Source organism: Mesorhizobium sp. WSM4841 (assembly GCF_055811515.1).
This window is the reverse complement of sequence record NZ_JBVVQC010000025.1, coordinates 20,549-47,321: the sequence shown is the minus strand read 5'-3', so window position 1 is coordinate 47,321 and position 26,773 is coordinate 20,549. Positions and strand designations below refer to the sequence as shown.

32 protein-coding genes and 1 pseudogene are annotated in these 26,773 nt (G+C 59.9%); 14 read left to right on the top strand and 19 right to left on the bottom strand.

Going from position 1 to position 26,773, the window contains the following annotated elements; translation table 11 throughout:
* Window positions 1–220: 220 nt before the first annotated feature.
* Window positions 221–559: a cytochrome b/b6 domain-containing protein gene (locus AC0L14_RS24645; protein WP_473750995.1), complete on the bottom strand. Its 339-nt coding sequence runs from the start codon at window positions 557–559 to the stop codon at window positions 221–223.
* Window positions 560–1,412: 853 nt separating this feature from the next.
* Here AC0L14_RS24645 and AC0L14_RS24640 point away from each other — a divergent pair.
* The 3 genes from AC0L14_RS24640 (at window position 1,413) to AC0L14_RS24630 (ending at window position 3,317) form a co-directional block, all read left to right on the top strand.
* Window positions 1,413–2,060: a helix-turn-helix domain-containing protein gene (locus AC0L14_RS24640; RefSeq protein WP_473750994.1), complete on the top strand. Its 648-nt coding sequence runs from the start codon at window positions 1,413–1,415 to the stop codon at window positions 2,058–2,060.
* A gap of 19 nt (window positions 2,061–2,079) precedes the next feature.
* Entirely contained in the window at window positions 2,080–2,634 is a 555-nt protein-coding gene (locus AC0L14_RS24635) for a GNAT family N-acetyltransferase (RefSeq protein ID WP_473750993.1), read from the top strand.
* A gap of 191 nt (window positions 2,635–2,825) precedes the next feature.
* Window positions 2,826–3,317: a hypothetical protein gene (locus tag AC0L14_RS24630; protein ID WP_473750992.1), complete on the top strand. Its 492-nt coding sequence runs from the start codon at window positions 2,826–2,828 to the stop codon at window positions 3,315–3,317.
* A gap of 546 nt (window positions 3,318–3,863) precedes the next feature.
* Here AC0L14_RS24630 and AC0L14_RS24625 read toward each other — a convergent pair.
* The 6 genes from AC0L14_RS24625 to AC0L14_RS24600 form a co-directional block, all read right to left on the bottom strand.
* Window positions 3,864–6,494 carry a cation-translocating P-type ATPase gene (locus AC0L14_RS24625; RefSeq protein ID WP_473750991.1) on the bottom strand — a complete coding sequence of 877 codons (2,631 nt, stop codon included), beginning with the start codon at window positions 6,492–6,494 and terminating at the stop codon, window positions 3,864–3,866.
* On the bottom strand, window positions 6,494–7,687 hold the full coding sequence (locus tag AC0L14_RS24620) for an acetate/propionate family kinase (RefSeq protein WP_473750990.1): 1,194 nt from the start codon (window positions 7,685–7,687) through the stop codon (window positions 6,494–6,496). The genes AC0L14_RS24625 and AC0L14_RS24620 overlap by 1 nt, the downstream gene beginning before the upstream one ends.
* Before the next feature lie 84 nt (window positions 7,688–7,771).
* Window positions 7,772–10,162 carry a phosphoketolase family protein gene (locus tag AC0L14_RS24615; RefSeq protein WP_473750989.1) on the bottom strand — a complete coding sequence of 797 codons (2,391 nt, stop codon included), beginning with the start codon at window positions 10,160–10,162 and terminating at the stop codon, window positions 7,772–7,774.
* A gap of 118 nt (window positions 10,163–10,280) precedes the next feature.
* Window positions 10,281–11,870, bottom strand: coding sequence for an MBL fold metallo-hydrolase (locus AC0L14_RS24610; RefSeq protein WP_473750988.1), 1,590 nt, complete (start codon window positions 11,868–11,870; stop codon window positions 10,281–10,283).
* Window positions 11,871–11,899: 29 nt separating this feature from the next.
* Window positions 11,900–12,736, bottom strand: coding sequence for a universal stress protein (locus AC0L14_RS24605; RefSeq protein WP_473750987.1), 837 nt, complete (start codon window positions 12,734–12,736; stop codon window positions 11,900–11,902).
* 238 nt (window positions 12,737–12,974) lie between these two features.
* Window positions 12,975–13,157 (bottom strand): hypothetical protein, encoded by a 183-nt coding sequence (locus tag AC0L14_RS24600; RefSeq protein ID WP_473750986.1) that lies wholly within the window; start codon window positions 13,155–13,157, stop codon window positions 12,975–12,977.
* 79 nt (window positions 13,158–13,236) lie between these two features.
* Between AC0L14_RS24600 and AC0L14_RS24595 the strand changes: the two genes are divergently transcribed.
* The 3 genes from AC0L14_RS24595 to AC0L14_RS24585 all read left to right on the top strand — a co-directional run bounded on the left by AC0L14_RS24595 (window position 13,237) and on the right by AC0L14_RS24585 (window position 14,495).
* Entirely contained in the window at window positions 13,237–13,689 is a 453-nt protein-coding gene (locus tag AC0L14_RS24595) for a pyridoxamine 5'-phosphate oxidase family protein (protein ID WP_473750985.1), read from the top strand.
* Between the two features lie 120 nt (window positions 13,690–13,809).
* Window positions 13,810–14,241 (top strand): DUF6064 family protein, encoded by a 432-nt coding sequence (locus tag AC0L14_RS24590; protein ID WP_473750984.1) that lies wholly within the window; start codon window positions 13,810–13,812, stop codon window positions 14,239–14,241.
* A complete protein-coding gene (locus tag AC0L14_RS24585; RefSeq protein WP_473750983.1) occupies window positions 14,229–14,495 on the top strand; it encodes a DUF6064 family protein in 267 nt (88 codons plus the stop codon). The genes AC0L14_RS24590 and AC0L14_RS24585 overlap by 13 nt, the downstream gene beginning before the upstream one ends.
* A 120-nt stretch (window positions 14,496–14,615) precedes the next feature.
* On the opposite strand, the pseudogene AC0L14_RS24580 reads toward AC0L14_RS24585, so the two are convergent.
* The 4 genes and pseudogenes from AC0L14_RS24580 to AC0L14_RS24565 all read right to left on the bottom strand — a co-directional run.
* Window positions 14,616–14,861 (bottom strand): annotated as a pseudogene (locus tag AC0L14_RS24580) (DUF2493 domain-containing protein); the annotation flags it as partial.
* A gap of 45 nt (window positions 14,862–14,906) precedes the next feature.
* Complete coding sequence (locus AC0L14_RS24575) at window positions 14,907–15,458, bottom strand: terminase small subunit (RefSeq protein ID WP_473750982.1); 552 nt, start codon at window positions 15,456–15,458, stop codon at window positions 14,907–14,909.
* Between the two features lie 94 nt (window positions 15,459–15,552).
* Entirely contained in the window at window positions 15,553–16,791 is a 1,239-nt protein-coding gene (locus tag AC0L14_RS24570) for a helix-turn-helix domain-containing protein (RefSeq protein WP_473750981.1), read from the bottom strand.
* 608 nt (window positions 16,792–17,399) lie between these two features.
* Window positions 17,400–17,555, bottom strand: coding sequence for an integrase arm-type DNA-binding domain-containing protein (locus AC0L14_RS24565; RefSeq protein WP_473750980.1), 156 nt, complete (start codon window positions 17,553–17,555; stop codon window positions 17,400–17,402).
* Between AC0L14_RS24565 and AC0L14_RS24560 the strand changes: the two genes are divergently transcribed.
* On the top strand, window positions 17,554–17,712 hold the full coding sequence (locus AC0L14_RS24560) for a hypothetical protein (protein ID WP_473750979.1): 159 nt from the start codon (window positions 17,554–17,556) through the stop codon (window positions 17,710–17,712). The genes AC0L14_RS24565 and AC0L14_RS24560 overlap by 2 nt on opposite strands.
* Window positions 17,713–17,717: 5 nt before the next feature.
* Here AC0L14_RS24560 and AC0L14_RS24555 read toward each other — a convergent pair whose 3' ends face one another.
* From AC0L14_RS24555 to AC0L14_RS24540, 4 genes are all read right to left on the bottom strand, one after another.
* Entirely contained in the window at window positions 17,718–18,065 is a 348-nt protein-coding gene (locus tag AC0L14_RS24555) for a hypothetical protein (protein ID WP_473750978.1), read from the bottom strand.
* Window positions 18,066–18,101: 36 nt separating this feature from the next.
* A complete protein-coding gene (locus AC0L14_RS24550; protein WP_287381639.1) occupies window positions 18,102–18,311 on the bottom strand; it encodes a hypothetical protein in 210 nt (69 codons plus the stop codon).
* 523 nt (window positions 18,312–18,834) lie between these two features.
* Entirely contained in the window at window positions 18,835–19,125 is a 291-nt protein-coding gene (locus AC0L14_RS24545) for a hypothetical protein (protein ID WP_473750977.1), read from the bottom strand.
* An 89-nt stretch (window positions 19,126–19,214) separates the two neighbouring features.
* Window positions 19,215–19,400, bottom strand: coding sequence for a hypothetical protein (locus AC0L14_RS24540; protein WP_473750976.1), 186 nt, complete (start codon window positions 19,398–19,400; stop codon window positions 19,215–19,217).
* Window positions 19,401–19,537: 137 nt separating this feature from the next.
* Here AC0L14_RS24540 and AC0L14_RS24535 point away from each other — a divergent pair, with 137 nt between their 5' ends.
* From AC0L14_RS24535 to AC0L14_RS24525, 3 genes are all read left to right on the top strand, one after another.
* Window positions 19,538–19,972 (top strand): hypothetical protein, encoded by a 435-nt coding sequence (locus tag AC0L14_RS24535; protein WP_473750975.1) that lies wholly within the window; start codon window positions 19,538–19,540, stop codon window positions 19,970–19,972.
* A 97-nt stretch (window positions 19,973–20,069) separates the two neighbouring features.
* On the top strand, window positions 20,070–20,348 hold the full coding sequence (locus AC0L14_RS24530; protein WP_473750974.1) for a recombinase family protein: 279 nt from the start codon (window positions 20,070–20,072) through the stop codon (window positions 20,346–20,348).
* On the top strand, window positions 20,348–20,752 hold the full coding sequence (locus AC0L14_RS24525) for a recombinase family protein (protein WP_473750973.1): 405 nt from the start codon (window positions 20,348–20,350) through the stop codon (window positions 20,750–20,752). Before AC0L14_RS24530 ends, AC0L14_RS24525 begins: the two co-directional genes overlap by 1 nt.
* Before the next feature lie 833 nt (window positions 20,753–21,585).
* Here AC0L14_RS24525 and AC0L14_RS24520 read toward each other — a convergent pair.
* Both AC0L14_RS24520 and AC0L14_RS24515 read right to left on the bottom strand, forming a co-directional pair.
* Complete coding sequence (locus AC0L14_RS24520; protein WP_077383392.1) at window positions 21,586–21,765, bottom strand: hypothetical protein; 180 nt, start codon at window positions 21,763–21,765, stop codon at window positions 21,586–21,588.
* The gene (locus AC0L14_RS24515; protein WP_077383391.1) at window positions 21,762–21,953 is read right to left on the bottom strand and encodes a hypothetical protein; all 192 of its coding nucleotides are present in this window, start codon (window positions 21,951–21,953) and stop codon (window positions 21,762–21,764) included. The genes AC0L14_RS24520 and AC0L14_RS24515 overlap by 4 nt, the downstream gene beginning before the upstream one ends.
* A gap of 341 nt (window positions 21,954–22,294) precedes the next feature.
* Here AC0L14_RS24515 and AC0L14_RS24510 point away from each other — a divergent pair, with 341 nt between their 5' ends.
* Both AC0L14_RS24510 and AC0L14_RS24505 read left to right on the top strand, forming a co-directional pair.
* Window positions 22,295–23,221, top strand: coding sequence for a manganese catalase family protein (locus AC0L14_RS24510; protein ID WP_077383390.1), 927 nt, complete (start codon window positions 22,295–22,297; stop codon window positions 23,219–23,221).
* A 140-nt stretch (window positions 23,222–23,361) separates the two neighbouring features.
* Window positions 23,362–23,799 carry a DUF982 domain-containing protein gene (locus AC0L14_RS24505; RefSeq protein ID WP_473750972.1) on the top strand — a complete coding sequence of 146 codons (438 nt, stop codon included), beginning with the start codon at window positions 23,362–23,364 and terminating at the stop codon, window positions 23,797–23,799.
* Between the two features lie 31 nt (window positions 23,800–23,830).
* On the opposite strand, the gene AC0L14_RS24500 is transcribed toward AC0L14_RS24505, so the two are convergent.
* A complete protein-coding gene (locus AC0L14_RS24500) occupies window positions 23,831–24,067 on the bottom strand; it encodes a DUF6894 family protein (protein ID WP_123150106.1) in 237 nt (78 codons plus the stop codon).
* A gap of 205 nt (window positions 24,068–24,272) precedes the next feature.
* Here AC0L14_RS24500 and AC0L14_RS24495 point away from each other — a divergent pair, with 205 nt between their 5' ends.
* Both AC0L14_RS24495 and AC0L14_RS24490 read left to right on the top strand, forming a co-directional pair.
* Entirely contained in the window at window positions 24,273–24,992 is a 720-nt protein-coding gene (locus AC0L14_RS24495) for a Crp/Fnr family transcriptional regulator (protein ID WP_077383388.1), read from the top strand.
* A complete protein-coding gene (locus AC0L14_RS24490; protein ID WP_244602957.1) occupies window positions 24,989–25,381 on the top strand; it encodes a hypothetical protein in 393 nt (130 codons plus the stop codon). The genes AC0L14_RS24495 and AC0L14_RS24490 overlap by 4 nt, the downstream gene beginning before the upstream one ends.
* Here AC0L14_RS24490 and AC0L14_RS24485 read toward each other — a convergent pair.
* Entirely contained in the window at window positions 25,378–26,541 is a 1,164-nt protein-coding gene (locus AC0L14_RS24485; RefSeq protein ID WP_473751058.1) for an extracellular catalytic domain type 1 short-chain-length polyhydroxyalkanoate depolymerase, read from the bottom strand. The two genes, AC0L14_RS24490 and AC0L14_RS24485, sit on opposite strands and share 4 nt — an antisense overlap.
* Between the last annotated feature and the right edge of the window lie 232 nt (window positions 26,542–26,773).

The following is a 26,773-nucleotide window of genomic DNA, read 5'->3' as shown; positions in this document are numbered from 1 at the left end:
CGTTAGCGCCCGCCAGGCTCAACCTTTTGGGAGCATTCTCGTTAGAATTGCATCGCGGCGGATGAAGTGATGATAGAGCGCGGCTGCGGCGTGTAAGCCGGTCGCGATTAATATCCCATTAGCGCATCACGAGTGAAGTTCTCGAATCGTGCGAGCCGTAGTTCGGGTGCAAATGGTGCCGGCACTGTGAAGAGGCCGAAGAAGCTCAAGCCCATCACCTCTAAACCAAGTCAAAAGGATGCCGAGGACAGGGATCGGGATCAGCAGCGCATAGAGCACAAAGTGGCCGATCTTGACTGCGGTCCTCTCGGGCGCCGACATTTCGTCTGGAAGACCGGGCGATCCTCTTAGTTAGGCCACGGAGAACAACCCGCCAAAGCAGCAGCCCGGCCAGCAGAAGACCAAACGAAATATGCAGCCGCCAGATGATGGCATCGACTGTAGGGTCGCCACGCGGCAACAGGTTCTCGCCGTAGGTTAGTGCGGAAAGCAAGAGGACGAGCACGAAGAGAACCCAGTGCAAAAACTTCTGGGTCGACGTGTATGCGGCAGAGGTCATTCGACGAGGCCACCTGTTAAAAGAATATCTCCCTCTTCGGTTGGCTTGCCGGCAGACTTATGGCCGCCAAATTACGAATTGGTAATATGCCTCCAGTGGGCGGACCGACAATAGGGGTTGCGGGCCATGCCCTACGCCGCTCGCTTCTCAGCCATGCTCGCTTGAGTCGCCTGCCATTCCTGCCAAGTTTGCTCCGCTGTGGCCCGGTATCCGGCTGGCGTAGGCGCCGAGCGACTGGCCTACGAACAGACCCATCTCGAAGCCCGTCTGGAACAGGTGAAAACTGTCAGGGCAGCAACTGAAAAACTCTATGCTAAGTGATGAGCAAAAAGCACGCGGCCGACGAGATTTTTCTGCCCATGATGGGCATGGGCTTGGGACGTTCAGGCGATTTCGGTCCTGGAATGATGTTCAGATAGCCCTATTCGCATCTGGCCGCTGACATCTTCTTAGAGCGCGGGGTATGACGTCCATCGTGCGAGCCGCGTTGATCTGCGCCAAGATTCAGCCTCAAAGCGTCTCAGGCGAATCCCTGCCGGCGTTCGAAGTCCCGCCCCGGATCGGACGACTAACCACCAAGACATGCTGGCCAAAAGTTGATTGGCTCAATGCACGAACCAGATCTGTAAATGGCGGTACGTCGCCTGAAGACGCCGCCTCAGGTTTTATGCTGGCGCACCACCGCAGCCGTAGATGCCGAAGTCGCCCGAGGACAACACGAATGCGCTTGCCACAACAGCCTCCAGTGCTGTCCCGGCCAAGCTCTACGCAGTTTCCCGTAGGGACATAACCGAATTTCGCGCCCCGCGGATTCGCGCAATTGCTGTGTCACGGATCAACCGGGGAAACAGCCATGCATGCCTATGCGACCTCCAGAATTGCACTGCCGTCACACTCCACCCAGCCGACCCTGCCAGCGCGGTTCGACTCCACACCACTGCAACCGGTCAGTTTTTTTCCGGCCGGTACGGAAATCTATGCCCAAGGTGAAAAGGCCGGAGCCGTCTACCAGGTCGAGTTCGGCGCCGTTCGTGTCTACCGCCTGCTTGCCGACGGCCGCAGGCAGATAAGCGCATTCCACTTGGCTGGAGAGACATTCGGCTTCGAAGCCGACACGACGCATCACTTCTTCGCCGAGGCCATCAACGCCACGGGCATCCGCGTCTTCCGGGTCGCCACGGGCGCGGATGTTTCCCGTCAGTTGCTGCCGCTGGCGCTCAAGGGGTTGACTAGGGCGCAGGAGCATCTGCTGGTTCTTGGCCGTCAGAATGCCATCGAACGCGTCGCTGCGTTCCTGGTCGATCTGGCCGAGCGACAGGGTGGGTTGCGGCAGGTCGAGTTGCCGATGTCGCGTATGGACATCGGCGACTATCTCGGCCTGACCATCGAGACTGTATCGCGGGTCTTCACCCGTTTGAAGGACCAGGGCGTCATCCGCCTTCTCAGCCTGCGCAGCATCGAAATCGTCAAGCACGAAGCGCTTCACAATATGAGCGAATGATACCGACTCCAGACGGCTCATGAGGCCGCTGACCAGAGACGACGGAGGCACCGCGACTATGCAAATCAATGCTACCCTTGCCACACACACCGGATTCCGCTTCAAAGTGCGCCGCGCGCGCCCCGAAGATGAGCCTGCCCTGGCCGAGTTCTTCACCCATGTGACGCCGGAAGACCTGCGCTTTCGCTTTCTCGGCGGGGTGAAGGAGGTTTCCCATGAGCGGCTGGTGGCGATGACGCGTTCCGATGACTCCCATATCCATAATTTTCTTGCGTTCTCGATCGACGGAATGCTGATCGCGGTTGCGACACTGGCATGCGATCCGGCCGATCGCGCAGGCGAGGTCGCGATCTGCATTCGCGCGGATCGCAAGCACCTGGGCGTCGGGTGGGAACTTCTCGCCTATATCGCAAAATATGCCGAAGGGATTGGACTTGAGACCATCGAGTCGATCGAGAACCGCGAAAACCGTTCGGCCATTGAGCTCGAACGCGACATGGGGTTCACCGTCACGACCTACCCCGACGACCCGACACTTGTTTTGGTTCACCGGCGGCTCGGAAAACAGCTCTGACCACGGCAGTCAAGTGGCACAGGCAAATCCCGGCTTCCGGTGACAGAACCGCGGAGGCCGTTGTCCCGATGCTCGGATTGGCGAGTAGTGATATGGACACAGATCACAAACTATATGAGATAACAGTCCAAATCGGTTCCCTGACGCGCCTATTCAATTCTTTCGACCCAACGCCTTTCCGGGAACGAGACTTGGACCGCGAGGCCGAAAGCTTCATCGTTGAATGGGCGCAAGAAGCACCGCACAGCGCGCCGATCCTCATCGCGGTTGAACTGCCAAAGAGCGAGCAGGACCAGGAAGCGGCGCAGATGCTTGCAGACGCGGTGCGCTACAACTTCACCGGCAGGTCGGCCCAGGCAACGCGGGAGCTCCATGAACTTCTGAGAATAGGGCGGCACGCAATGCTCGTGGGCTTGCCCATACTGGCGCTCAGTCTCATCGCAGGTCAGCTGATCGGCTATAGCTCGGCGGCTGCGGGTCCGGCGAGGGTCATCGGTGAGAGTCTCCTGATACTGGGCTGGGTGGCCAATTGGCGGCCATTGGAGATATTCCTGTATGAGTGGTGGCCAATAGTGCGACGACGAACCCTTTACAGGCGACTTGCCGAAGCAAAGGTCGAAATCCGCTGGACAGAAGGCGACCTCACCAGCGACGAGGAGAACGGCCGGATGCGGGCCGCCTGACGATCTCGGCGGGATCAACGGCGCCGGCGAACCGGAAATTTAGCAGCAACGAAGCCACCCAGGCGCCTAAGCGCCGTGCGCCGTCGAGTGGGTAGAATCAGGAACAAAGTTTAGGAGCTGAGGAGCCCATCTCCCCCGGGGAACGGGTAGCGGAAGGAAATCCAATCCTGCTCACTCAAGATGAAACCCTGAACCGTCGAACGTAAGACAGCGTCCCGTGATAAGGGGAATTTTGAGGACGGGTCCCTCGTCACAGCGACCTTGTACCGGCGGCCCCGCGACACATGAATGTCCCTTCAGGATGGACTGCCAGATCGTGGGAAAGTCCACACCGTTGCCTCGCGTCATGTTGCATTCCCTGACAAGCCTGGATACGACGTCGGCCATCCGCGGAACCTCTTCGATAAACCGCTGATTCTATTGCTATAACTCAGGGCATCGGTATTTGATCCAAATCAAATGACCAGAGATTGCCAGCCCAATGAGTCTCGCCTGCCTGTTGGAAGGCGGTCGGCGCCGCGGCTGTTGAAACCCTGTTGCACCCGATCAGGTTTTCAGTCTTTCCCGCCAGAAATACTTAAGGAACTCGAGACAGACCAACACCGTAAGTCCGGCCGAAAACGCCACGGCGATATCGCCCGGATGTAGCGGCCCGAACCGGAAGAGCTCGCTGGCAAGCGGCCAAAACAGTGTCAAAGCAAGCGCCGCAGCCACCATTCCAACGGCAACACCAAGCGATCGATTTGGCCGGAACAAGGCAAGTAGCAAGGACCGGCTGAACGTGCGGTTGACGAAAATCAGGCCAACGATCGTCAACACGAGCGAGAAGAATGTCAGGGCGCGAATTTCGTTCTCAGGCATCTCCCCTCGCAGGGCGAGAATAAAGACAGCAGCGACAAGAGCGAACGCCATCATGCCCTGGACAAGGCTCCAGGCTATCAACGATCGCGAGAACAGCGCCGCGTCCGGATCTCGCGGAGGGCGCTTCATGATGTCGTCCTCCTCGGTTTCCGCTTCGAAGACCAGAGAACAGACCGGATCGATCACCATCTCCAGAAAGGCAATGTGGATTGGCCCGAACAGGATGGGCAGGCCAAACAGCAAGGGAAGAAGGGCCAGCCCGGCGATCGGCACGTGCACGGCAAGGATGAAGCCCATGGCCTTGCGCAAATTGTCGTAGATGCGGCGGCCAAGCCGTATGGCTTTGACGATCGAGCCAAAGTCGTCGTCGAGGAGGACGATCGAGGACGCCTCCCGCGCAACGTCGGTTCCGCGGCCGCCCATGGCAATGCCGATGTTAGCCGCCTTCAGCGAGGGGGCGTCGTTGACGCCGTCTCCCGTCATCGCGACAATCTCGCCGTTGGCCTTCAGCGCCCTGACGATCGCCAGCTTCTGCTCGGGCATGATGCGGGCAAACACCGTTGCGGTTTTCACCTGATCGGCCAGCGCCGCGTCGTCCAGACTCTTGAGTCTCTCACCCGTGACGACATTGTCGACTTTGAGCCCCGCCTGACTTGCGATCGCTCTGGCCGTCGCCGGATAGTCGCCGGTGATCATGATCACCTTGATCCCAGCGGAACGGCAATCAGTCACGGCATTCGGAACACCGGCGCGCAATGGATCGGCCAGGCCAACGAGGCCCATGAACTCGAAATCGAAACCCGTCTGGTGATCCGGCAAACGATCGACGTCATGACGGGCGCGCGCCAGCCCCAGGACGCGCAATCCCTCGGCCGCCATCGCATCCACGGCTGATCTGACCGATCCGAGACGATCGGCAGCCAGCCTGCAGAGTGACGCTATGGCCTCAGGCGAACCCTTCGCGGCGATCAGGCAGTTGCTGCTGCCTGGCGAAGGCCGCCAGGCGTTCGACATGGCCAGCAGTTCGGGATGAAGCCCATAGGCGCGCACCAGTTTCCGGTGAGCCCGGTCCGGGTCTTCGCGGCCGGGCAATCGCTCGCCGGCAAGGGTGTGAAACGCCCTTTCCATCGGATCGAACGGAAACTCGGCACTGGCAAGAACGCCAAGTTCGACCAGATCGCCAAATGCCGCCGGCACCGCCATGTTCGGAGCATCAGGCAGACGAAGCAGCTCGCCGTCTGCAGTTCGCAATTCTGCGATCGTCATTCGGTTTTCGGTCAGCGTTCCAGTCTTGTCGGTGCACAGGACCGTCGCCGAGCCAAGCGTTTCGATCGCCGCCGCACGGCGCGTGAGCACGCGCGCCTGCGATATGCGCCAGGCACCCATTGCCATGAAGATCGTCAGCACCATCGGAAACTCTTCGGGCAGCATCGACATACCGAGCGCGATGCCAGCCAGCACCGCATCGAGCCATCCGCCGCGCAAAAGGCCATACAGGACGACCGCGGCAATACTGACGGCCCCGCCCACCAGCGCAAAGATGCCGACCAGCCTTTTGGTTTGCTGCTGCAGGCGGGGCGCTTCGGTCTCCATGGTGCTGAGCGATTGGCCGATCGCACCGATTTCGCTGTTGGCGCCGGTTGCCAGAACTTCGCCAATGCCCGAACCGCGAACGACCAGCGATCCCGAGAACGCGAAAGGCAGGTCGTCACCACCGGGTCTGCGCTCGACAGGCAGGTTGGCGGCTCTTGCCGCGATCTTGCGCACCGGGACGGATTCGCCAGTCAGCAGGGACTCATCGGTCTGGAGGTCCTGGCTTTGGATCAGCCTGAGATCGGCCGGCACCCGGTCGCCTTCGGCCAGCACCACCAGATCGCCGCGCACCACCTCGCGACCGGCAATACGCTTACGTTCACCGTCGCGTATCACCAGGGCCCGCGGACTTGTAAGATCGCGCAACGCCTCCAGCACACGTTCCGTGCGGGCTTCCTGCACAATCGTGATCGCCACCGACAATGTCGCAAAGACGAGCAGGATCAGCGCCTCCTGCAGATCGCCGAGAGCCAGATAGACGGCGCCTCCACCCAGCAGCAGAGCAAGCATTGGTTCGCGAATGACCTCGAAGGCGATACGCAACGGCGTGCGCCGGTTCGATCTGGGTAGTTCGTTGAAGCCTTCGGCGACGAGCCTCGCCTGTGCTTCGGCCGCGGTGAGGCCTGGCGGCGGAAACGTCGTCACTGCTGATTGAGGCAAGCCGGCGTTCTCGCGCCCCTGGCGCGTGCGCTCCTGTGTTTCCTGTCCGACAAGAACTGACATCAGTTTGCGCGCTCAGGTGACGCGCGATTGAGCCGGTGCAGCTCGGCGGCCACGGCCCTCTCCTCATCCGTGGGAATCACCAGGACCTCGACCCTGGAGCCGGCAAGGCTGATGATTTCGTCGCCGCGCTGGTTGCGGTCCTTGTCTATGGCTACTCCGAGCCAACCGGCAAAGGCTCCGACCTTTGCCCGGATCGGCGGCGCATTTTCGCCGATACCGGCCGTGAAGACCAGGCGATCAAGCCCTCCCAGGGCAGCGGCCAGCGACCCGATCTCGCGCCCGATGCGATAGACGAATAGAGCGATGGCCTCGGCAGCAGCAGGTTCCTCCGAACCGACCAGCGTCCGCATGTCACCGGATATTCCGGACACACCGAGCAGGCCGGATTTCTCGTACAGAAGCGCGGCCAGCTCGTCGGTCGGCAGCTTCCGATCCTGCAGCAGATGGAGGATGACCCCCGGGTCGAGCGCACCGCAACGCGTGCTCATGACAAGCCCGTCCAGCGTCGACAACCCCATCGTCGTGGCGACACTCCGTCCGGCGTCCATGGCGCACAGGCTGGCACCGCTGCCGAGATGCGCGACGATCGCACGGCCGCCGGCACCCGCGCCGTAGCGCTCGCGCAGCTTGGAAGCGATATGGCTATAAGACAGGCCGTGAAAGCCATAGGAAACGATGCCCGCCTCGGTCAACTCGCGCGGCAGCCCATAGATCTTGGCAAGCTCCGGTCGGGCCGAATGGAATGCCGTGTCGAAGCATCCGATCTGAAGGGCCTGCGGCAGGAGCTCGGCGGCCAGCGCGACAATTTCGAGATTGATCCTTTGATGGATTGGCGCCAGCGGCTCGAGCAGCCGCAATGCCTCGAGCGTGTGCCCATCGAGCAGCGTCGCTTCGGTGAAGTCGCGGCCGCCATGGACGATCCTGTGCCCGACCCTGTCGATGCGGCGAAGGAGATCACGATCGGCGAGCAGCGAAGCGACCGCCGCGAATGCCTTGGCGACATCGATCGGTCCGTCAGCCAGGCTCCTGTCGATTTCAGGAGATCCGGCCGCAGCCGCGACGTGCAAGCGCGGATGCTGCCCGAGCGACGAGACGTTGCCGCGCAGCAGCACGGGAAGCTCGGCGCTTGCCTCGAAGACAGCGAATTTCAGGCTCGATGACCCGCCGTTCAGGACAAGGATCGCATCGGTCATGCAGCCATCCGATCCCGTGCCATTGCGATGCGCCGAAGGCCGCTCATCGGCTCATTCAGCAGGTTTTGGCGTTGCATCCGGCCCCTACTCCCATTTCCAGCCAAGGATCTCCGGCATATCCTGCCCATGAGCCCGAATATAGGCTCGATGCTCAAGCAGCTTACCCTCCATTGCCTGGATCAGGCTGATACTGGCGCCTTTGACCTTTGGCAGGCGGTCGAGGACGCTTTGGACGAGATGGTATCGATCGAGGCCATTCAGCACCGTCATGTCGAATGGCGTCGTCGTCGTGCCCTCCTCGTTGTATCCGCGCACATGGATGTTGTCGTGATTGGCGCGCCGGTAGGTCAGGCGATGGATGGTCCAGGGATAGCCGTGATAGGCGAAGATGACCGGCTTTTCCGTGGTAAACAGGGCGTCGAATTCGCGATCCGACAACCCATGTGGGTGATGTTCCCTGGGCTGCAGGGTCATCAGGTCGACCACGTTGACCACCCTGATCCTGAGCTCAGGAACGTGGTGCCTGAGGATCTGCACGGCGGCCAGCGTTTCGAGCGTCGGAACGTCGCCGGCGCAAGCCATCACGACGTCCGGCTCGTCGCCATTCTCGGTCGACGCCCAGTCCCAGATACCGATCCCTGTCCTGCAATGGACGACGGCCTTGTCCATCGACAGCCATTGCCATGACGGCGGCTTGCCGGCGACGATGACGTTGATGCGGTTCCATGTCCGCAGCACGTGATCGGTCACGCAAAGCAAGGTGTTGGCATCCGGCGGCAGATAGACGCGCACGATGTCGGCCTTCTTGTTGAGGGCAACATCGATGAAGCCGGGATCCTGATGGCTGAAGCCATTGTGCTCCTGATGCCAGACATGGCTCGACAGCAGATAGTTCAGCGACGCAATCGGCCGCCGCCACGGAATGTCGCGGCAGGCATCCAGCCATTTCGCATGCTGGTTGAACATGGAATCGACGATGTGGATGAATGCTTCGTAGCAGGAGAACAGGCCGTGCCGCCCGGTCAGCAGGTAGCCTTCAAGCCAGCCCTGGCAGGTGTGTTCCGAGAGGATTTCCAGGACCCTGCCGTCGCGGCCGAGATGAACGTCCTCGGGCAGGATCGTTTCCATCCAGGCGCGCTCGGTGACTTCGAACACGTCCTGAAGCCGGTTCGAGGCTGTCTCATCCGGACCGACGATGCGGAAGTTCTTCGCCGCAACATTCAGCTCCATAACGGCGCGCAGGAACTTGCCCATTGTCCGCGTTGACTCGGCCTTCACCGCTCCCGGCCGCTCGACGGAAACGGCATGGTCCCGTAGACTGGGCAGATCAAGGGAGCGGCGCAGCAAGCCGCCATTGGCATGCGGGTTGGCGCCCATTCGCCGCGCGGCTTGCGGCGTGGTGGCGCGGATCGCGGCGACGGGAGCACCAGCGCCATCGAACAACTCTTCCGGCCGGTAGCTTCTCAGCCACTCCTCGAGCAGCTTCAGATGCGCCGGATTTTCCGCAAGGCCCGACAAGGGAACCTGGTGCGGGCGCCAGAAGCCTTCTGTCTTCAGCCCGTCGACCTCTTTCGGCCCAGTCCAGCCCTTGGGGCTGCGCAGCACGATCATCGGCCATTTTGGTCGCGCCGTCGGTGCTGCGGAACCTGCACGGGCGGCATGCTGGATCGCGCGGATGCGATCGAGCGCGTCGTCAAGCACGATTGCCATCCGCTCGTGCATCAACGCTGGGTCATGGCCCTCGACAAACAGTGGCTCATAGCCATAACCGACGAACAGGGCGCGCAGTTCGTCTTCGGGGATACGGGCCAGGATTGTCGGATTGGCGATCTTGTAACCGTTCAGATGCAGGATCGGCAGAACCGCGCCATCGCGCGCCGGGTTGAGGAACTTGTTGGAATGCCATGCGGTGGCAAGCGGCCCGGTTTCGGCCTCCCCGTCGCCGACGACGCAGGCGACGACAAGGTCCGGATTGTCGAAGGCCGCGCCAAAGGCATGCGAGAGCGCGTAGCCCAATTCGCCGCCCTCGTGGATCGAGCCGGGCACGTCGGGTGCGGCATGGCTCGGGATGCCACCCGGAAACGAGAACTGCCGGAACAGCTTGCGCATCCCCTGCTCATCCATCGATATGTCCGGATTGAATTCACTATAGATGCCCTCGAGATAGGTGTTCGCCACCATAGCCGGGCCGCCGTGGCCAGGACCGCAAACATAGATCACATTCGCGTCCCTGAGCCTGATTACGCGATTGAGGTGCGCATAGATGAAACTCAATCCCGGCGACGTTCCCCAGTGGCCGAGCAGGCGCGGCTTGACATGCTCCAGCCGCAATGGCTCGCGTAGCAGCGGGTTGTCGAGCAGGTAAATCTGGCCAATCGTCAGATAGTTCGCAGCGCGCCAATAGGCATCGATATCGTGCAGCTCCTGGTCTGATAGAAGGCCACCGGACGCTGGGATTGTCGTATGGTCGGTCATGTTTGACTCCGTTGCCTGTTGGCGACCGTCGCCGGATCGCGACTTGCGCCTCTGTTCGTCGGTCTGTCGAATGGACACAAACGCGTTGGTACGCTTGCAGTTCATCGCTTCGCGGCCTCTATGCGTCATTGTTCTCGAGCGCCCGGCGCATGCGCCTGATCACCGCTGCGCGACCCCGCTCGTCGGCTGCGGCACCGACCGCCTCGTTGATGTCCAGGAGAAGTTTTGAAAGGTCGTTGTGCCAGTCGAGGCGGGCAATTTTTTCCGGTCTCAGACGGCGCGGCTCGTTGAGCTCGACTGGCAAACTGCCACTGAGTGTCAATTGGAAGGCATCATCCAGCCGCGGCATGATGATCCTGTCGTCAGGGACCGTCGATCGCAACCGCTTGCTGAAGCCGCGTAGCCCCTCTTCCTCGCCATGGGTCAGGAACACCACCTGCTTTACCGGACTTCTGGCCTCGACCCAGGCGACCAGTTCGGCAGCGTCGGCATGGCCGGAATAAAGGTCGAACAGGCTGATATGCGCCTTGACCTCGACCTCTTCACCCTGGATGCGCACGCGCCGCGCCCCGTCGAGCAGTACCCTGCCGAGCGACCCCTGGGCCTGGTACCCGGCGATCATCACCGTGGCATTCCGGCGCCAGAGATTGGCCTTGAGGTGATGGCGGATTCGCCCCGCATCGCACATGCCACTGGCGGCGATCACCACGAAGAAGCCGGTCAGGCGATTGATCGCCTTGCTCTGTTCCACCGTCTCGGTGAAGCGCAGTTCCTTCGAGCTGAGGGCCTGGCGCAAGACGTCGCCCTGTTCGATATCGTCGGCGTGCCGTTCGAAAACTGCACTGGCGCGTGTGGCCAGCGGCGAGTCTACGAAGACCGGCGCCGTCGGCACGGCACCCGTCTGCATGAGCAGGTGGAGGTCGACCAGCAGTTCCTGCGTCCGCTCAACCGCGAAGGAGGGAATGATCAGCGGGCCGCTGGCCGCGGCAGCGCCACGAACGATGTCGCAGAGCAGGGATCGCCGCTGTTCGGGCGAAACATTCGGCCGGTCCCGATCGCCATATGTCGATTCGCAGATGAGATAGTCGACACCGGCCGGACCTTCCGGATCGGTCTGAAGCAGCTTGTGGCCAGGCCCGATATCGCCTGAAAACAAAATGCGCATCGGTGTCTTCTGATGATCCAGATCGATCTCGAGTTCGACCGAGGCGGAGCCGAGCAAATGGCCGGCGTTCCAGAAGCGTGCCCGAAGGCCATCGGCGACCTCAATCCATTCGCCGTATTCCAGAGCCCGGAACAAGGTCATGCAGGCAGCCGCATCCTGAAGGCTATAAATCGGCTCGACTAGCGGCCGTCCGCGCTGCGCATTGCGGCGGTTCAGTTGCTCGACCTCCATTTCCTGGATATGCGCCGCGTCCAACAGCATCACCGAGCAGAGATCGATTGTGGCGCGGGTCGTATGGATCGGGCCGGAAAAGCCGTGCTTGACCAACTTCGGCAAGAGCCCGCTGTGGTCGATATGCGCATGCGTCAGGATGACAGCGTCAATCGCGTTCGGCGGGAACGGGCCATAGTTCAGTTCCCGCTCCGACTTCGATCCCTGGAACAGGCCGCAGTCGACGAGAACCCGCCAGCGAGGCGTTTCGATCTCATAGCAGGAGCCGGTAACGCCGTGGGCCGCGCCATGGAAGCGCAGAACCGGATCCATGCCGCGACCGCCTTGCATGCCGTCGCGACCTAGTGCGAGAGCAGGACAGGCAGGCGCAGATCCGCGAGAACACCCTCGGTTGCGCCGCCGAGCACGAAGTCCCTGACACGCGAATGACCGTATCCACCCATGACCAGCAGCTTGCCGCCGATCTTGATGGCATGCTCCTGGAGAGCGCCGGCGATCGAAAGGTTACCGGCCTGGATCGAAGAGGTTTTGACCGTCAGCCCGCGTGTCCTCAGGCCCTCGGCAAGGCGTTCACCGATGTCTTTTCCAGGCAGCGGCTTTTCGTCGGTCACACTGACGACCGTCACCTTGGAAGCGCGCTCCAGGAACGGACGCGCGTCGGCGACGGCCCGCGCCGCCACACGGCTGCCGTCCCAGGCGATGACGACATGATCAAGCGCACCGATATTCGTGGAGTCAGGAAGAAGCAAGGTCGATCGACCCGAACCGAACACGATCGCCTCGGCTGTCATTCGCGACGTCTGGTTGTCCGACGTCCATCCGACCAGGCAGATATCGAAATAGCGGCACTGCGCGGCCGCGGTCTCCCCGATCAATGCCGGCAGTGCCGTCATCTCTTGCGTCGTCAAGCTCACACCGCCCTGCAAGGCTTCCTTTGCAACCGTTTCCAGCAGGTTCTTGCCGAACTTGCGACTCGTCGCTTCGGCCTCCCGGATCTTGTAAGGAAGATCGAGCAGGTAGCTCGATAGAGCGTTTGAAATGTCGGGAATGTCGACATTGATGGCGACCGCGTGCAGCGTCGCTCCAATGTACTTGGCGACTGCGACTGCATTCGATGCGATCTTTGGTGTGTTCGCCTCCGGGTATGTCGCCAGGGAGAGGGATGCCATAAGCTTCATCAGATTTCGCCTCCTTTGTGACAGGGTCGAGCCACCGTCATGCCCGCGCTTGCGACATCTATGGAGGTAGTTGACGGCGCGAGCATTGATCCACCGCAAATGCTGCGATCGGTGGGGCCGAGGAATAAAGTTGCGCACGCTCGTTCGCTAAGTCCGCTTAGCGCCGCCAAATGCTGATATTCAGCATTGCCAAGACCGGTCTTGGCGTCTTCCGGACATTCGGTCTGCGTCTGCTGAATCAAAGGCCGAAGTCGAGCAATGTCGGCTGATGCACCCTTGGGCGTCCCTCAATAATCCATTTCACCGCCCGATAGCTGACGTTGGTGACAACCAGCGCCGATGACTCCCAGCGCCCGTACATCGCAGCAGCGGCAACCAGTACTGATGCCCGGATCAGCCATTGCGGCCGTTTGCGGGCCATCTGCGTTGATGTGCGTCAATGCCAGGTGATCCACGGCCCCTACTATCGTCATGGGCGGCAGTGACTTTGGAGACAACCGATGAACGAAGAGGTCAGAAACAAGATCCTGACGCTGTTGGATCAGCACCGGATCATGACAATTGCAACGCTGAGGCCGGACGGCTGGCCACAGGCGACGACCGTCGGCTACGTGAACGAAGGCCTTACGCTCTACTTCCTCTGCGGTCTGGATAGCCAGAAGGCGGCGAATCTGGCGCGAGATGATCGCGTGTCCTTGACCATTGATCACGACACGCCTCAGGTTATGGAAATCACCGGACTTTCCATGGCGGCGCGCACGCAGCCGGTGGCAGACCGGGCCGAAGCAGAAAAGGTCCTGCGGATGCTGCCGCTGAAGTATCCGGAGCAAGTCTCGCTCCCAGGCCCGATGCCGACTCCGGAGCAGGTCCGCATATTGCGCGTGATGCCTACAGTCATCTCCGTGCTCGATTACTCCAAGGGGTTTGGCCACACGGATCTCGTCACCTGCTGAGCGCTCAGCCAGGCCGGCAAATCGAACCTATGTGCCAACCGCCGCGCCCTCTTTGAGCTGAGACAATGCGCAATCGCTCATGGGTGTTCCTTGGCGTGGCCTGGGCAAGGAGGCTCCACCATGCTGCCGTTTACGAAGGAACAGTTTTTGGCAGTCTTCGCGTCCTACAATGTGTCCGTATGGCCCGCGCAAATAGTGGCCTATATTGTCGGTGTGGGTCTCGTCGTACTCTTGTTTTGGCCTTCGACGCGATCGGGACGCCTCATCGCGGCAGGGCTTGCTCTGATGTGGCTGTCGACGGGTGTCGCCTATCATGGGGCATTCTTCTCGACCATCAACACGGCGGCCTTCGGGTTCGGAGCGCTCTTCGTTATTGAGTCGGTGCTGTTGGCCTATTTCGGAGTCGTTCGTTCGGACCTGCGTTTCGCTCCACCGGCTGATGCCCTAGGCTGGCTTGGCGCGACATTTGTCGCCTACTCGGGCATACTTTACCCGTTCCTTGGAATGTGGAGCGGATATGCATATCCGGAGATGCCCCCATGTTCGGCATAACGCCCTGTCCGGTAGCGCTCTTCGCCTTCGGGATGCTGCTTTTGACGACCTCGCGCGTATCGGTGTGGCTACTGATTGTCCCTCTGGTCTGGTCCCTGATCGGCGGGAGTGCCGCGTTCGCTCTTTCGATCGTGCAGGACTGGGTCCTCCTCGTTTCCGGCATAATCGTTGTGCCGCTGATCGTGCTCCGTGACCGACGCCGAACGGCCCACAAGATGTCTCACTTCAACGACCGAAATACCGGCATTTTTTGATTGAAGCACCATGTTGGCCGTGCCTCTTCCACCCGGAAACGCGACGACGAGATCGGGAGTGCCTTCATCTAGCATTTGCTTGTTTCGGATCGGCCCCGCTGCGCGGCGATGAGTTTCCCAATCGGCTGGGAAAGCCCTCACGGGGATTTGTCGGCTCTCGGCCCAAGCTCCCGCCAGACGGTCAGCACCATTAGCATCCCCATGAACGACTATCGAGAAATGGCGCTCCCCATTCAACCGATCAAGCACTTGGTACAACAGGCTGCGCTCTCTCGCAGCCTTGTTTAGGTCGAAGTTGCTTTGCAGATCTGTGGTGCCCTCGGGAAGGACTCCGAATCCGCGACCTCCACACACAAGAACGATCATCGGGCCTCCCAAAAGTTCGCGTACAGACGCATCGGTCACTCATTCTCAGTTGGACTTCGGTCGTATCGCGTTGCCCATTATCTCTGCGAAGAACTCTTCAATTGTGTCAGCCGTAGGTTGCCCATATTTGACGTTGAAGGCATTCACTTTGACATGCTTGCCGATGAGTTCGAGAAGCCGGCCTCGATCACTGAGTTTGATTTTGGTGACGCGCCCGACAACGATCTTCTTGCCGCTTTTGCCACGTTCGTAGCGCTCCTCTGACTCGATGCCTCGGATAAGACCTTGGCGCCAAACGAGAGGCCAGGCGTGAATGGGCTTTATCGTCCCATTTAGATCGAAAATGTCCGCCAAATCAGCATCCGCCTGCGCCCTCAAGCTCACCAGCAAGGCGTCTGAGCCGAACTGGACTCGCTCAGAGCGTTCAAATTTCAATTGTTCAACTAGGGCGGCTACACCCGCGTGTTTGAGTAGATCACTGCCTTCGGCATCGGCCCGTTTCGCCGAATAGCCGGCCCGGATCGCGGCCTGGGTCGCGTTCAAATCCACGAGATACTCGTGCGCAAACAGTCGCTGCCTCTCGGTAAGTTTTTTCATAACCCAACTTTTCCCAACTTTTTGTACCAGGCCCATCCGGGCATGCATTCCCCGACACCCCGGCATTTGCGAGCCCGTCGGTTGACAGTTCACTTCATGAGAAAGCATGCCTTTTCAAATTTTTTGGCCCGTTCGCGTGCTGAGCAGCATGGTCCTGCATTGCTCGCAGGGTTCCTTCGAAAGCCCGCAATCCGGCTGGCCCGCCTGCCGGAAAGTAGCCCACTTGCCGATCGCCAAGGGACGAAAACCACGGCCAGCCGCGCCTCTGGTGTTCGGCCTCCCAAGCAGTCCAGAGTGGCGTTTCTATGCGAACTTGTTCAAACGACGACACGACGGTTTCCAGCTGAAGCATGTCTCCGGGAAGGGGCGTTCCGGAACCGTTGTCGGCCTGACTATCCATGAGATTGACCCTCGGCCAGCCGTAGCGCGCCTGATGTGCCAAACGCTCGTGATGGCTAGTGGCACCCTCGTCGGCCATCAACTTCTCAAGGAAGGATGTTGGTTTTGGCAACGGTCCTGGCGGTTGAAGTAACCAGTAAAGCCTGATCGCACACCAAACTTTTCCGAAAGGCTGGGGCATTGGTATTGGTGGCGCCTTAACCGCGGACATTGCTGACGCGGGGAGATGCTCCCACTTCCGATCTTTGAGATAGAGCCCGAGCGCCAATGCTTTGCGCCCACAATAGGCGAGATAGGCAGGTGCTTTCGCCTCTGCCTCAGCTCTCTCCGAATCTGACAATTCCGCGAAGCGCGCTACTGTCCAATCCTTTGACGATTTTGCCCAATGCGGCCATTTCAAGCTATCCGCAAGATGCATAACCCGCGCTTCGAACCTACCTAGATCGTCCGCCAATGGCTCACGCTTTCGCCCATCGTCGCGGGTTCGGCCTCTCTTTTTATGATTAGTTATTGCTTGAGTATCAGTCTTTGCTAGTGCCGCATTTTCCGTCATCGGATCTACCGTCGACGGGTTTTCAGTCTGCGGTAAGGATGCAACACTTTCCAACGTCGCATCGCCGCTGCGCTGAGACCTCGGTTCATCGAAAATAACTAGCCGAAGGGTAGCGAATCGCCCTTCATCACGTGGTTGCTCTTTGTCTGCATATCCTCGCTCGACAAGCTCATTGACCATCCGCCGTGCCTTGTCACGGCCACATCCACCCTTGTTGCAGATGTCACCCATACGGATGGTCCAGTTGTCAGGTTTCGACAGCAGATATCCGAGCAGCCAGCGCGCCTCCATGGAAAGGCGCTTGTCTTCAAACACATGGTTCGGAACGGCTGTGTAGCGCGCATTGCGTGGCCCACGCTTGATCGTAGCTTCTGAACTCACATATCCCTCGTACAGTTTGCCGAGAGACCGTTGGAGCCCATGTGACGCCCGTGGACCGCGCAACAGAAGCCGTCAACCGAGGCTTCGTCGAGCCGTATCAGCCGAAGACCTGTGGTCGTCTGCATACAACATGATGCTACCGCAGCATTCCACCTTGGGGTCCTGTCAGAAGCGCGGGCCGAGGCAAGCAAAACGAGTTTTCCGCTTGCTCCGGCAGCAGAGGAGGTTGCTTTCCAGCCCATCCGAAAATTCCTACGAAAGGTAGAGTGATGGCTCTGGAGCCAATGGCTGCCCCAGTCGCAGACGTCTAAACGGGTTGAGCTAACTTAGGGCGGGCGTTTCCGGGACTTTGGGCAAGCTCCCGAACCGCTCTCAAAAGCCTCAAGTTCGGTCAGCCGCCAGCGTGTGCAACCGGGGCCAATCTTGACAGGCTTGGGGAACTCTTGGCGATCTGAAGCCCAGCGCCAAACGCTGTTCACGGAGATGCGGTAACGCTCCGCGACGTCGTGAACCGAATAGAATATCTCGTGAGATAGCGACATATACGGCCAGGCCCTTGCCGTAGCAAAGCCACAGCAGTTGCCCGCACGTCATGCGCGGAATGAAATCTAATCCCGGACAGTTCCTCGAACCAACGGGTATCCGCCCAGCCCGATCTCGCGCCGTCGTTGACCTATAGAGACTCGAAGCAACCAAGAGCGCGCGCCGGTATCCTTAACCTGTAGAGTCAGACCGGCCACGCCGCCCACAGCGTGCACCCGCATGCTTTCCCGCCAAGCCCTTAGCAGTCCTTATCGCCCGGTCCTCTGTCTGCTGCTCGGCCGGCCCAAAGACAGGCTGAAGGTCGCCGGTCTCGTCGCGGTCGAAGGCGGTGACCACGATCAGCTTGGGGGTCTTGTGCTGTGGGAGGATGTTCTCTGACATGCTCATTGTCTTTCGTTGAACCGCCGCTCAGACGCCAAGAACGCGAGTTTACTCATTGGCAGGACTTGGCGTACTGAGTCGCCCGCTGCACTCGGACCAGTCGCAACGGCACCGGCTATAGGCACCATCGGCAGTTCCCGCTCTGGCGCTTTCTCTTCGGCCTTTAGCTCTGCGATTTCCTCGTCGCGCCTTGTAATTCGGCTTTCCAGATTGGCGACACGCTCGGTCAGCAAGTAGCGGCCGACTAGGAAGCCCCCGCCTCCGAAGAGAACGGCAAACGTCGCAAAGACGGCCGGGTTCGCCAGCACCAGCGCCGAGTTGGCTTCTAGGAAAGCAATAAGGTCATGCATCGGGCAACATCGGCCTCGCGTGAGCGCCCACGGCTATCACCCCAGGACTGGCGGCGTGTCGTCGTAGCTGACATGCACCAGCCCCGGATGCCGGTGAGCGAGGGCGACTATCTGGGTCTCAAGCTCACAGTTGTAGGCCATCAGCGCCTTCACTGTCTCAAGCGGGCTGTCGTAGCGAGCGATGAGTCTCTCGGCTTCGGAGTGCAGTTCCGCCTTGGCCTCGGGGTCCAGATGCATGATGCCCATTTGGTGCCTCCTACCGTGTCGCCCGGCGCGGTGCCGAGAGTGCGTCAAGCTGGTCCTGAAAGCGACCGTTGAGGACAATCATTTCCTTGAGCGCCTTCATGCGTCCCCCTTTTGGAGGGCAATGAACTTGTCCGTGATGGCCTTAAGGGCGGCCTCTTGGCGACTGTCCAGCATGACAATGCGGTCCATGGCAGTGCCCTCCAAGCGTTCCATGGAGACAGTGAACAAAATAGGAACAAAACTGTCAAGAGAAAATTGACCAGAGAAGGAATGAGTTCCTATTTGGATATTCCTAACACTGGTGGAAGACATAAGCGCGGCAGCGAATGGGGCTCAGAAATGCCCAAGAGGTTGGGCAGCTCGTGCGAGTTCAGTGCGGGCTCTGCAACGTCAAGCGCTGGTATCAGCCGGGGGGGACCTGAGGGAAATCTTCGGGGATGTTGAGGCCGAGTTGGTGGGGAGCAAAATGAGTTGCGAGCGGTGCGGCAAGAACGAGTTCATGCACGTTGAGACGCAAAACCCATCAGCGCGAGAACGACAGGGCATTCGGGTTAGGCGGCTTGCCGAAATCAGGATGGTTCGACGCGTGGCCACCGGGAGACTGGAATGTGACCGCCACTGAGGCATTGGACCGCGCCAGCGTCTCGAAGACGGACAGGTCGTCCTGATAGGCGAAATCGCCCGACACGACGATGTAGCGGAGTCCGGCATCGGTCTGCCCGGCCCGGAACTGCAATCCGGCCTGGGCCGCCGTAGCTCCCAGCAGCACCGACGCAAGACACAACAGGACGCGAACGGAAAAGCTGCGAGACATGGCCCAAGAACACCCCCAAAAGGCAGCCTAGCGCCAGCGGACGAGACTGTCGAATCCTCGTTGCAGATTTGGTGATAGCAACCTTAAGTTCATGCCTTGATCGCGACCGGCAGGGGAACGCCGGCAATCTCTTCCGAGGCTCCGATCATCGCAATCATCGCCTGGTCGGACTTGGAGCGCGGCACCATGATTCCGTCATGCATCGGCAGCGCCGGGATGCCCTGGCCCATGAGGATGCTCATCACCACGATCAGGATGCGGCTCTCGGTGAACATGAGCCTGAGGCCGATCCCCGTGCCGAACAATGGGGCATAGCCGGGTGACGCCCCTCCAAGGCAGCGCTAAGCCGCTCGGCGTTCCATCCCTTGCCAACGATCTCCCGCACCTCGCTAGGCAGCCAACGCATGGCCCCATGGCGGCAGAGCAGCGCGGAAAGGCCCATCTTGGCGGCGTACCTGAGCCCGGCATTGCAGCCATGATCGGGGTTGATCCCAAGACCCTGCGCAAGCACTACCGCCAGGAGTTGAAGATCGGCCACACAAAGGCCAACTTAGCTGTTGCCCAGAGTCTGTTCCGCAAAGCCACAGGCGAAGGCCCTCAATCCGTTACCGCGGCGATCTTCTGGGCCAAGACCCGCATGGGCTGGAAGGAAACGATCGTGAACGAACACAGCGGTGAGCCAGTGCGTAAGATCACTCGCATCATCATCTCTCCGCCGGATTCGCAAACTCTTCGAGCAAGACGCGCCATCGCAATTGAACCTGAGCCGGTCCAATGGGAACCGGTCAGCTCACGCCAGAGGGTTTTGCTTGAGAGTCCTGTTACACGCCCCCGCGATAATGAATAAATAACGAGCCAGATCCGACGGTTAGCTTGCTATCCAAGGCAGTGTGAGCACACTGCAAACGGTGGTTTGCAGTTTGCACACCCCGGGATGACCAAAGATGACGAGAGCAGTCGCCTACTATCGTGTCTCCACACAACGGCAAGGACGCTCGGGCTTGGGCATTGAGGCCCAGCGTGCCGCGGTCGCCCGCTTTGCCGAGGCCGAGGGGATGATCATCCTCCAGGAGTTCACCGAGATCGAAACCGGAAAGGGCGCGGATGCTCTTGATCGACGGCCGCAATTGAATGCCGCCCTCGCCCTTGCCCGCCAGACAAAATGCCCGGTGGTCGTGGCCAAGCTCGATCGCCTCTCTCGTGATGTCGCCTTGCCGGACTGATGGTCCAGCGCGTTCCTTTCATCGTCGCCGAACTCGGCGCTGACGCCGACCCGTTTATGCTGCACCTTTACGCCGCTTTGGCCGAGAAGGAGCGTCGATTGATCTCGGAGCGCACCAAAGCCGCCCTCGCCTCACGCAGGACGAGCATAAAGCTCGGCAATCCGACCAACACCGCCGAAGCTGCGGCGAAAGGTCGGAAGATGTCGATCGAAGAAGCCGACCGGTTTGCCCAGACCGTGCTGCCAATCATCGCTTCCATTCAGCGCTCCGGCATCACCAGCCTACGTGGCCTGGCAATCGCCCTGAACAATCGAGGCGTTCGAACAGCGCGCAACGGCCAATGGCAAGTTTCGAATGTACGCAACATTTTGGCGCGACAAATTTCTGCGAACTTGCTTTTATAGGCGGGAAATTCAGTTAATTGCCCCTGTATCCCGTCTCAAGTTTGCCTTTCTCACCTGTCCCGCAGCCCTTTATTTCGAAACCGGCAAGCGCCAGCCGATCGCAAACAATTTAGCAGCCATCCGCTCCACATTGGAAAATGATAAGCAAGCCCGGCGGACCGCTAGCTCCCACCATGGGTTTGGTGCCGTGGGTCCTTGGAACGGAGTCGCATCATCGGCGTTACCGGCCAACCAGACGCTGCCAAATGGTATGGAGGAACGGGCGTGATCGAGTTGACTGAGAAGGAAAAGCGCTTTCTCAAGCGCGTTGACACCATCACTCACGTTCCCTGGTCGAACAAGTCACCGCCGCAGATGCCAAAGGCAAGCCCCTGCGTATCGCAAGGGCGACCTTTGCCCGATTAATAGACGATGGCATCATCATCCGATCTACTAGCGACCTGACCTCGAACACCTACGTCGTTAATTCTGCACCCGTGACGCCACAAGTCGAGGAAGTGCAGGAAGCATCCTGATCGAGAGGCTGCGTCGCACGTGCGGCGTTCTACTTCTTACACTTCTACGGGAGGAGGACGGTGGCGTCGCCCTTAATCTCGCGTTGTGCGGCCGGATAAGGGCCGAGCAAAGGCGCGTGATCGATGCCAGAGAGCGACTGACGAAGATCGATCCGAACAGCACTGACAACGTGGGCTGAGCCTTTCGGTCCGTTGGGAATAGTCCAACTGCGCTCGACGCGCTAAGAAATAATTACTGGTCGCGCGCTTGTGTCCGACACTCGCAAAGTCATTGGTTCAGATTGTCGACGAACGGCAAGGCTAAGTGTTCAAATTTGGCTACGATGAGAGCTTCGGCGAGTAGCTTCGCTCTGGGTTGGCATTCGCCTCGGCAGCGAGCCGCTGCTCACGAAGACGCGCGGTTTTCGCTTCACGATGACGCCGCTCTGTCTCGAGCGCGAGCTTCGCCTCGCGGTCGGCCCGCTCAAACTTCTCCTTGTCGACGCGCCGTTGAGTCATCTGCGAATTATCCTCATGACTAGCTCGGGATCAATGTCGATCGACCTGGTCAAATCGCCAACCATTCTCTCGGCAACTTCGGCCCACACATGTTCAGGCAGCCCTTCAGCCACCATAGCCTTGAAGGCACCCTTGATGACCGAATAGTCATGAGCAGAAACGGCGGCGCATTCCTCGCGTTTGTCCATCGCGGAACTCCTTTTAAGGGCGGGAGTACGATGTTCACTCTCAAGCACCGGCGCCCGTTCGATGTGCCAGCGACTCATCCACCGTGGGCCTTGAATGCCCGTCGGTCATTTGCATTTGATGTAGGTACCCCGGCGTCACACGTATTTGCGAAGAAGCTTGGTGCGGCCCCTTCTTCACGCTCCTAGCCGGCCTGGCCGATGCCGAATTTAGCGTCGAATCTTTGCAGAACTGCTAGTCAGAATTCGTCAATTTGTAATCGACCTTTCGCCGCGACGGCTGCGGAACAACTCTTATGCGGGGAAGTTGGGCTTCACTGAACTCTAATCAAAGGAAGCTCCAAATGTTTTTGCGCGTGGACAAGTTACAGATTGAACTACCCGCTCCTACCCAGGTGGATCCCAACGCGGGTGCCGCCCTGCAAGAATTGCTCGGGGGCAAATACGGTGAAATGTCGACCCTGGGAAACTACCTTTTCCAAAGCTTCAATTTTCGTAGCAAGTCGAAGCTCAAGCCCTTTTACGGCCTGGTGGCAGCAATAACCGCAGAGGAGCTTGGTCACGTCGAGCTCGTCAGTAACGGCGTTGCCATGCTGAACAACGGCCCTGACCTCGAAGGCGCGGATGAGAAGGACGGCGGGGACATCTCAGGCGCACCTTATGAGGCAATGAAGGACATTCGCCTGGCTGGGGCATTCTTCTCCAATGCCGGCGGGGCCATGCCGATGAACAGTAACGGTTCGTCCTGGAACATGGATTTTGTCACGACGACGGGAAATGTCATCGTTGATCTGCTCCATAATTTCCACCTGGAATGCGGGGCCAGACTGCACAAGCTGCGGGTCTACGAGTCCCTAACTGATCCGACCGGCCGTGAGGTTTGCGGCTATCTCCTCGTGCGGGGTTCGGTTCACGCGCACGCCTATGCGCTGGCAATCAAGAACCTGACAGGCATTGAAATCGAGAAGATGCTGCCGACTCCAAACATCTATCTCGGAAACATTCCGGAGTGCCAGAAATACCTTGATGAGGGTTCGCACCGACGGCTCTATACATTCAGTCCGGAGGACTACAAGGACATTGCCGGAATATGGGGACAGGGCGAAACGGCGCTTCCCGGTGACCCGCCCGGCGAGCTTGAAGTCATCGAAGGTATGCCTGATGGAGGTAAGATACACCAATTAAGCGGCGTGCCTTCTGCCTTCACTCCAGACTATGCACCCGAAGAAATGATGGAAATTGCAGCCAAGCTCTACAAAGCTTCGCGCTGATTTCTTAGCGCGGCCTAAAACGGCCGCGCGTTTCACCGGACACCGCCATTCGCGCCAAAGTAGAAGCGCACAACAATATTGCAAAGCATGGATGCGACCCGCGCTACTCGCGAGGCTTAGGAGCATCAGGGGGAATCGTCATGTTTTGGCCATCGGACTGGTGCGTCTTGTCGTTCACTTGGCCTCGGCGCCTCGTCAACCCAATTCCGTTGCGCGGCCTCTGTTTCCAGCGGCATCCTGAGAAAATCGGTCAGAGGGATCAGCACCCTCTTCGCTGGATACTTGGTAGCGCCGGTTTCCCGAGCATTGTTATGGTCAGCCATTGTCTCGCTCCATATGCCGATCTCGCAAAACGGGGTTCGCGCACGATGGGTAAGTTTCTACCGCTCTTGATCCGCTTTGTGGATGGACGCTTGATCACCGAGGCTGAGCTAGCATTGGCTGGGCAATGGCCGAACAATGAGGCAGACGTCTACAGGGAGGCCGCTCGCCTTCTCGTCGCAGCAAGGGAAGGAACCTGTACGCCGGATATCGCCTTCATTGCGTTTGAGAAGGCGGCGCGGCAGGCGCGAGTTTAGCTGCGCGTGCTCCCGACTACCGTTAGTATGTCTAACGACTCCAATCTGATGTCAGGGTGAGTGACGCCTCGAAAATTTGCCGATCACCGTCGGTTCGGATTTTGACTGTGATCGTCACAAGATTGACATCCGGCATCTCGTCGTGTGCGATGTCGTGCAATATCCGAAGCGCCTCTCTTCTTGCTCGTTCGGGCGTCTCTAACAATTGCCCCTCGGTGTCCGTCTCTGGACCATCCGAGTCGTAGACGTCAAAATAGAAGCGCTGCATCTTCGGAAAACCCGACGCTATCATCGTGTTCTAATTCGGGTTGATCGCCATTGTTCCGCGGCGATGGCATTTCAGTATGATGGGGTGCATTGTAACAATTGTTAGTGTGCGCCATCTTCCGAAGGCCTAGAGTCCGAAGCCGTGCAGTGCGCTTCCAAATAACCTCTCGGCGATCGGCGTTCAGGCGCGATTGCTGGAGGCTAGGATGCTTGAGTCCCTATATCTCAACCTCGGCCAGCACGATGCCCTCTCCGATGCGGAAAAGGCTTTGTTGGCCGGCGCCATGTCGTTCGAGAAGGATTTTTCGACCGGACAGGACCTGGTTTCGGAGGGATCCAGGCCAACCAACAGCACGTTGATTCTTGAGGGCCTGGCCGCCCGCTATAAAGTGCTCGAAGACGGCGGGCGGCAATTCACCTCATTGCAGGTGCCGGGCGATTTTGTCGACCTTCACGCATTCCTTCTGAAAACGATGGACCACGGCATAGTGGCGTTGTCGCCCTGTCGAGTGATTATCGCAGAGCATAGCCGGCTGCGGGTCATCACAGAGGAAGCTCCACATCTGACCCGGCTATTGTGGCTTGATACTCTTGTAGACGGCGCGATCCACCGCGAGTGGATCGTGGCCATGGGGCGGCGGTCGAAGACAGCGCATCTTGCTCACCTTGTCTGCGAGCTTTTCGTGCGCCTGCAGGTCGTGAAGCGCACCAGCGGCATGAGTTTCCACCTGCCACTGTCACAGGCCGAGCTGGCCGACGTGCTTGGCCTGTCTGTTGTTCATATGAACCGGGTGATCGGCGCGTTGCGTAAAGTTGGGGTGATAAGCTGGGCGAACTACACTGTGACCATTTTGAACTGGCACCGACTGCAGGAAATTGCCGAATTCGATCCAACCTATCTCAGCATGGTGCGGGAGCCGCGGTGAATACTTCGCTCGGGTGTTTGTCAGATTTCCAGAAGGTAACCGCGCTGTCCCTGTGCGTGCCCTCAATCCGCTCGTCCGCCACGTCGACGTTGCAAGGCATGGATAATCACTTCGTAAACGCTTCCGATCTCTTCGTTGATGTCGCCACTGGCGATGCCTTGTGCACCCGCGGCCTTCATGGCGCTATCAGCCAAGTCGGTTACTACCAACACTGGATCACCGATCGCCGTCTCCGCGCGGGGAAGCAGGATCTGGACGAGGTGCATGGCGACTGCTCGCTGAAAAGCGGACAGATTCCAAAGAACGACGCGTTCCCTTGCCTGGTCGGAGCCGCTCGACCTTCGCGGGCCGGCGAGACAGTCGGCGAGCGATTTGCGCCGCCCGCCTAGCGCATCAGGCCCGCTGCCCGCAGGGCATCCTCGATGATCTTCTTCACGCCGGGTTGGCCCGATTCCGGGTGACGCGGGAACTGATGGATGGCAGTCGACTGTGGGGGCTTCGTCTTCGCATTTTCTATACCTGGCGCCGGTGACTGGGGTAGTGGCGGTTGGTTGAAGGGCACTTGCGGCCTCGATTTCCGGGAGGCGCTATCCTCGGTTGCCGCGATTCCCCAAAACTGCGCGATCTCGCGTGTGGAGGCGATGCCGACATCAAGCATATAAGGTCCCGGAGCGCCGAGGCCGTTGCCGAGCGGCGTGCCGTGGCCCATCCCGGCGATCATGTTGATTTCGATCAAGGCTTCTCCCGCGCCGTTGCGCCAGACCTGCTTTGCGTGCGATCCGGCAGCTTCCCGACGCGTCGGCGCTTTCTCAAGCCGGTGGACTCCCCGCCATTGGCCTGCGATCGCTTCCGCGTTGGAAGGCGAAACCGTGTGGTCAGCGGCACCGTGCCAAATCGAAATCCTCGGCCACGGTCCCCGATGATCCGATGCGCCGCGAAGGGCCCGTTGCAGATCCTGTTCGGAAGGACCGCCGTGGCCGCGCATGCGATCGAAGGCCTCCGGGATGGTCGTTGCGCTGCCGTAGGGTAGGCCGGCAATTAACGCACCGCCGGCAAACACTTCCGGATAGGTCGCCAGCATGGCCGCTGCCATTGCGCCTCCGGCCGAGAGGCCGGTGATGAAGATTCGCCTTCGGTCGAGACCGTGGGTGACGACCATCGTCTCGATCATCTGGCGAATCGAAAGCGCCTCGCCCGAACCACGCTTGGTGTCGCCATGCTGGAACCAGTTGAAACAGAGGTTCGGATTGTTGCCGCGTTGCTGTTCGGGAAAGAGCAGCGCGAAGCCAGCCTCGTCGGCGAGTGGGGACCAGCCGGAATGATGGTTATAGCCGGCCGCGTTCTGTGTGCAGCCATGCAGCACGACGACGAGCGGGGTGCCCTTGGATAGGTCATTGGGAATGTAGAACTTCGCTCCCAACCCGCCGGGATTGGTACCGAAGTCGGCCAGCGTCCGGAGATGGTCTGACGCACCGAGGTCGGCGGGATGTGCGCCATGTCGCGCCTGCAGCGCGGCGAGGCGGGCGATGGTGTCGGAGATTTTTCGCAATGGCGCCGTCCCTGTTCTGACGCCCGGAATGGACGGCAATCTGTGCAACGCGAGTGCAGCAATATCGTTGCTGCACTGCACAATAGCAAGGGAGAGCGGCGGGAGATGGGAGTCCCGGGGGGGGGGGGGGGGGGGGGGGGGGGGGGGGGGGGGGGGGGGGGGGGGGGGGGGGGGGTGGGGGGGGGGGGTGGGGGGGGGGGGGGGGGGGGGTGGGGGGGGGGGGGGGGGGGGG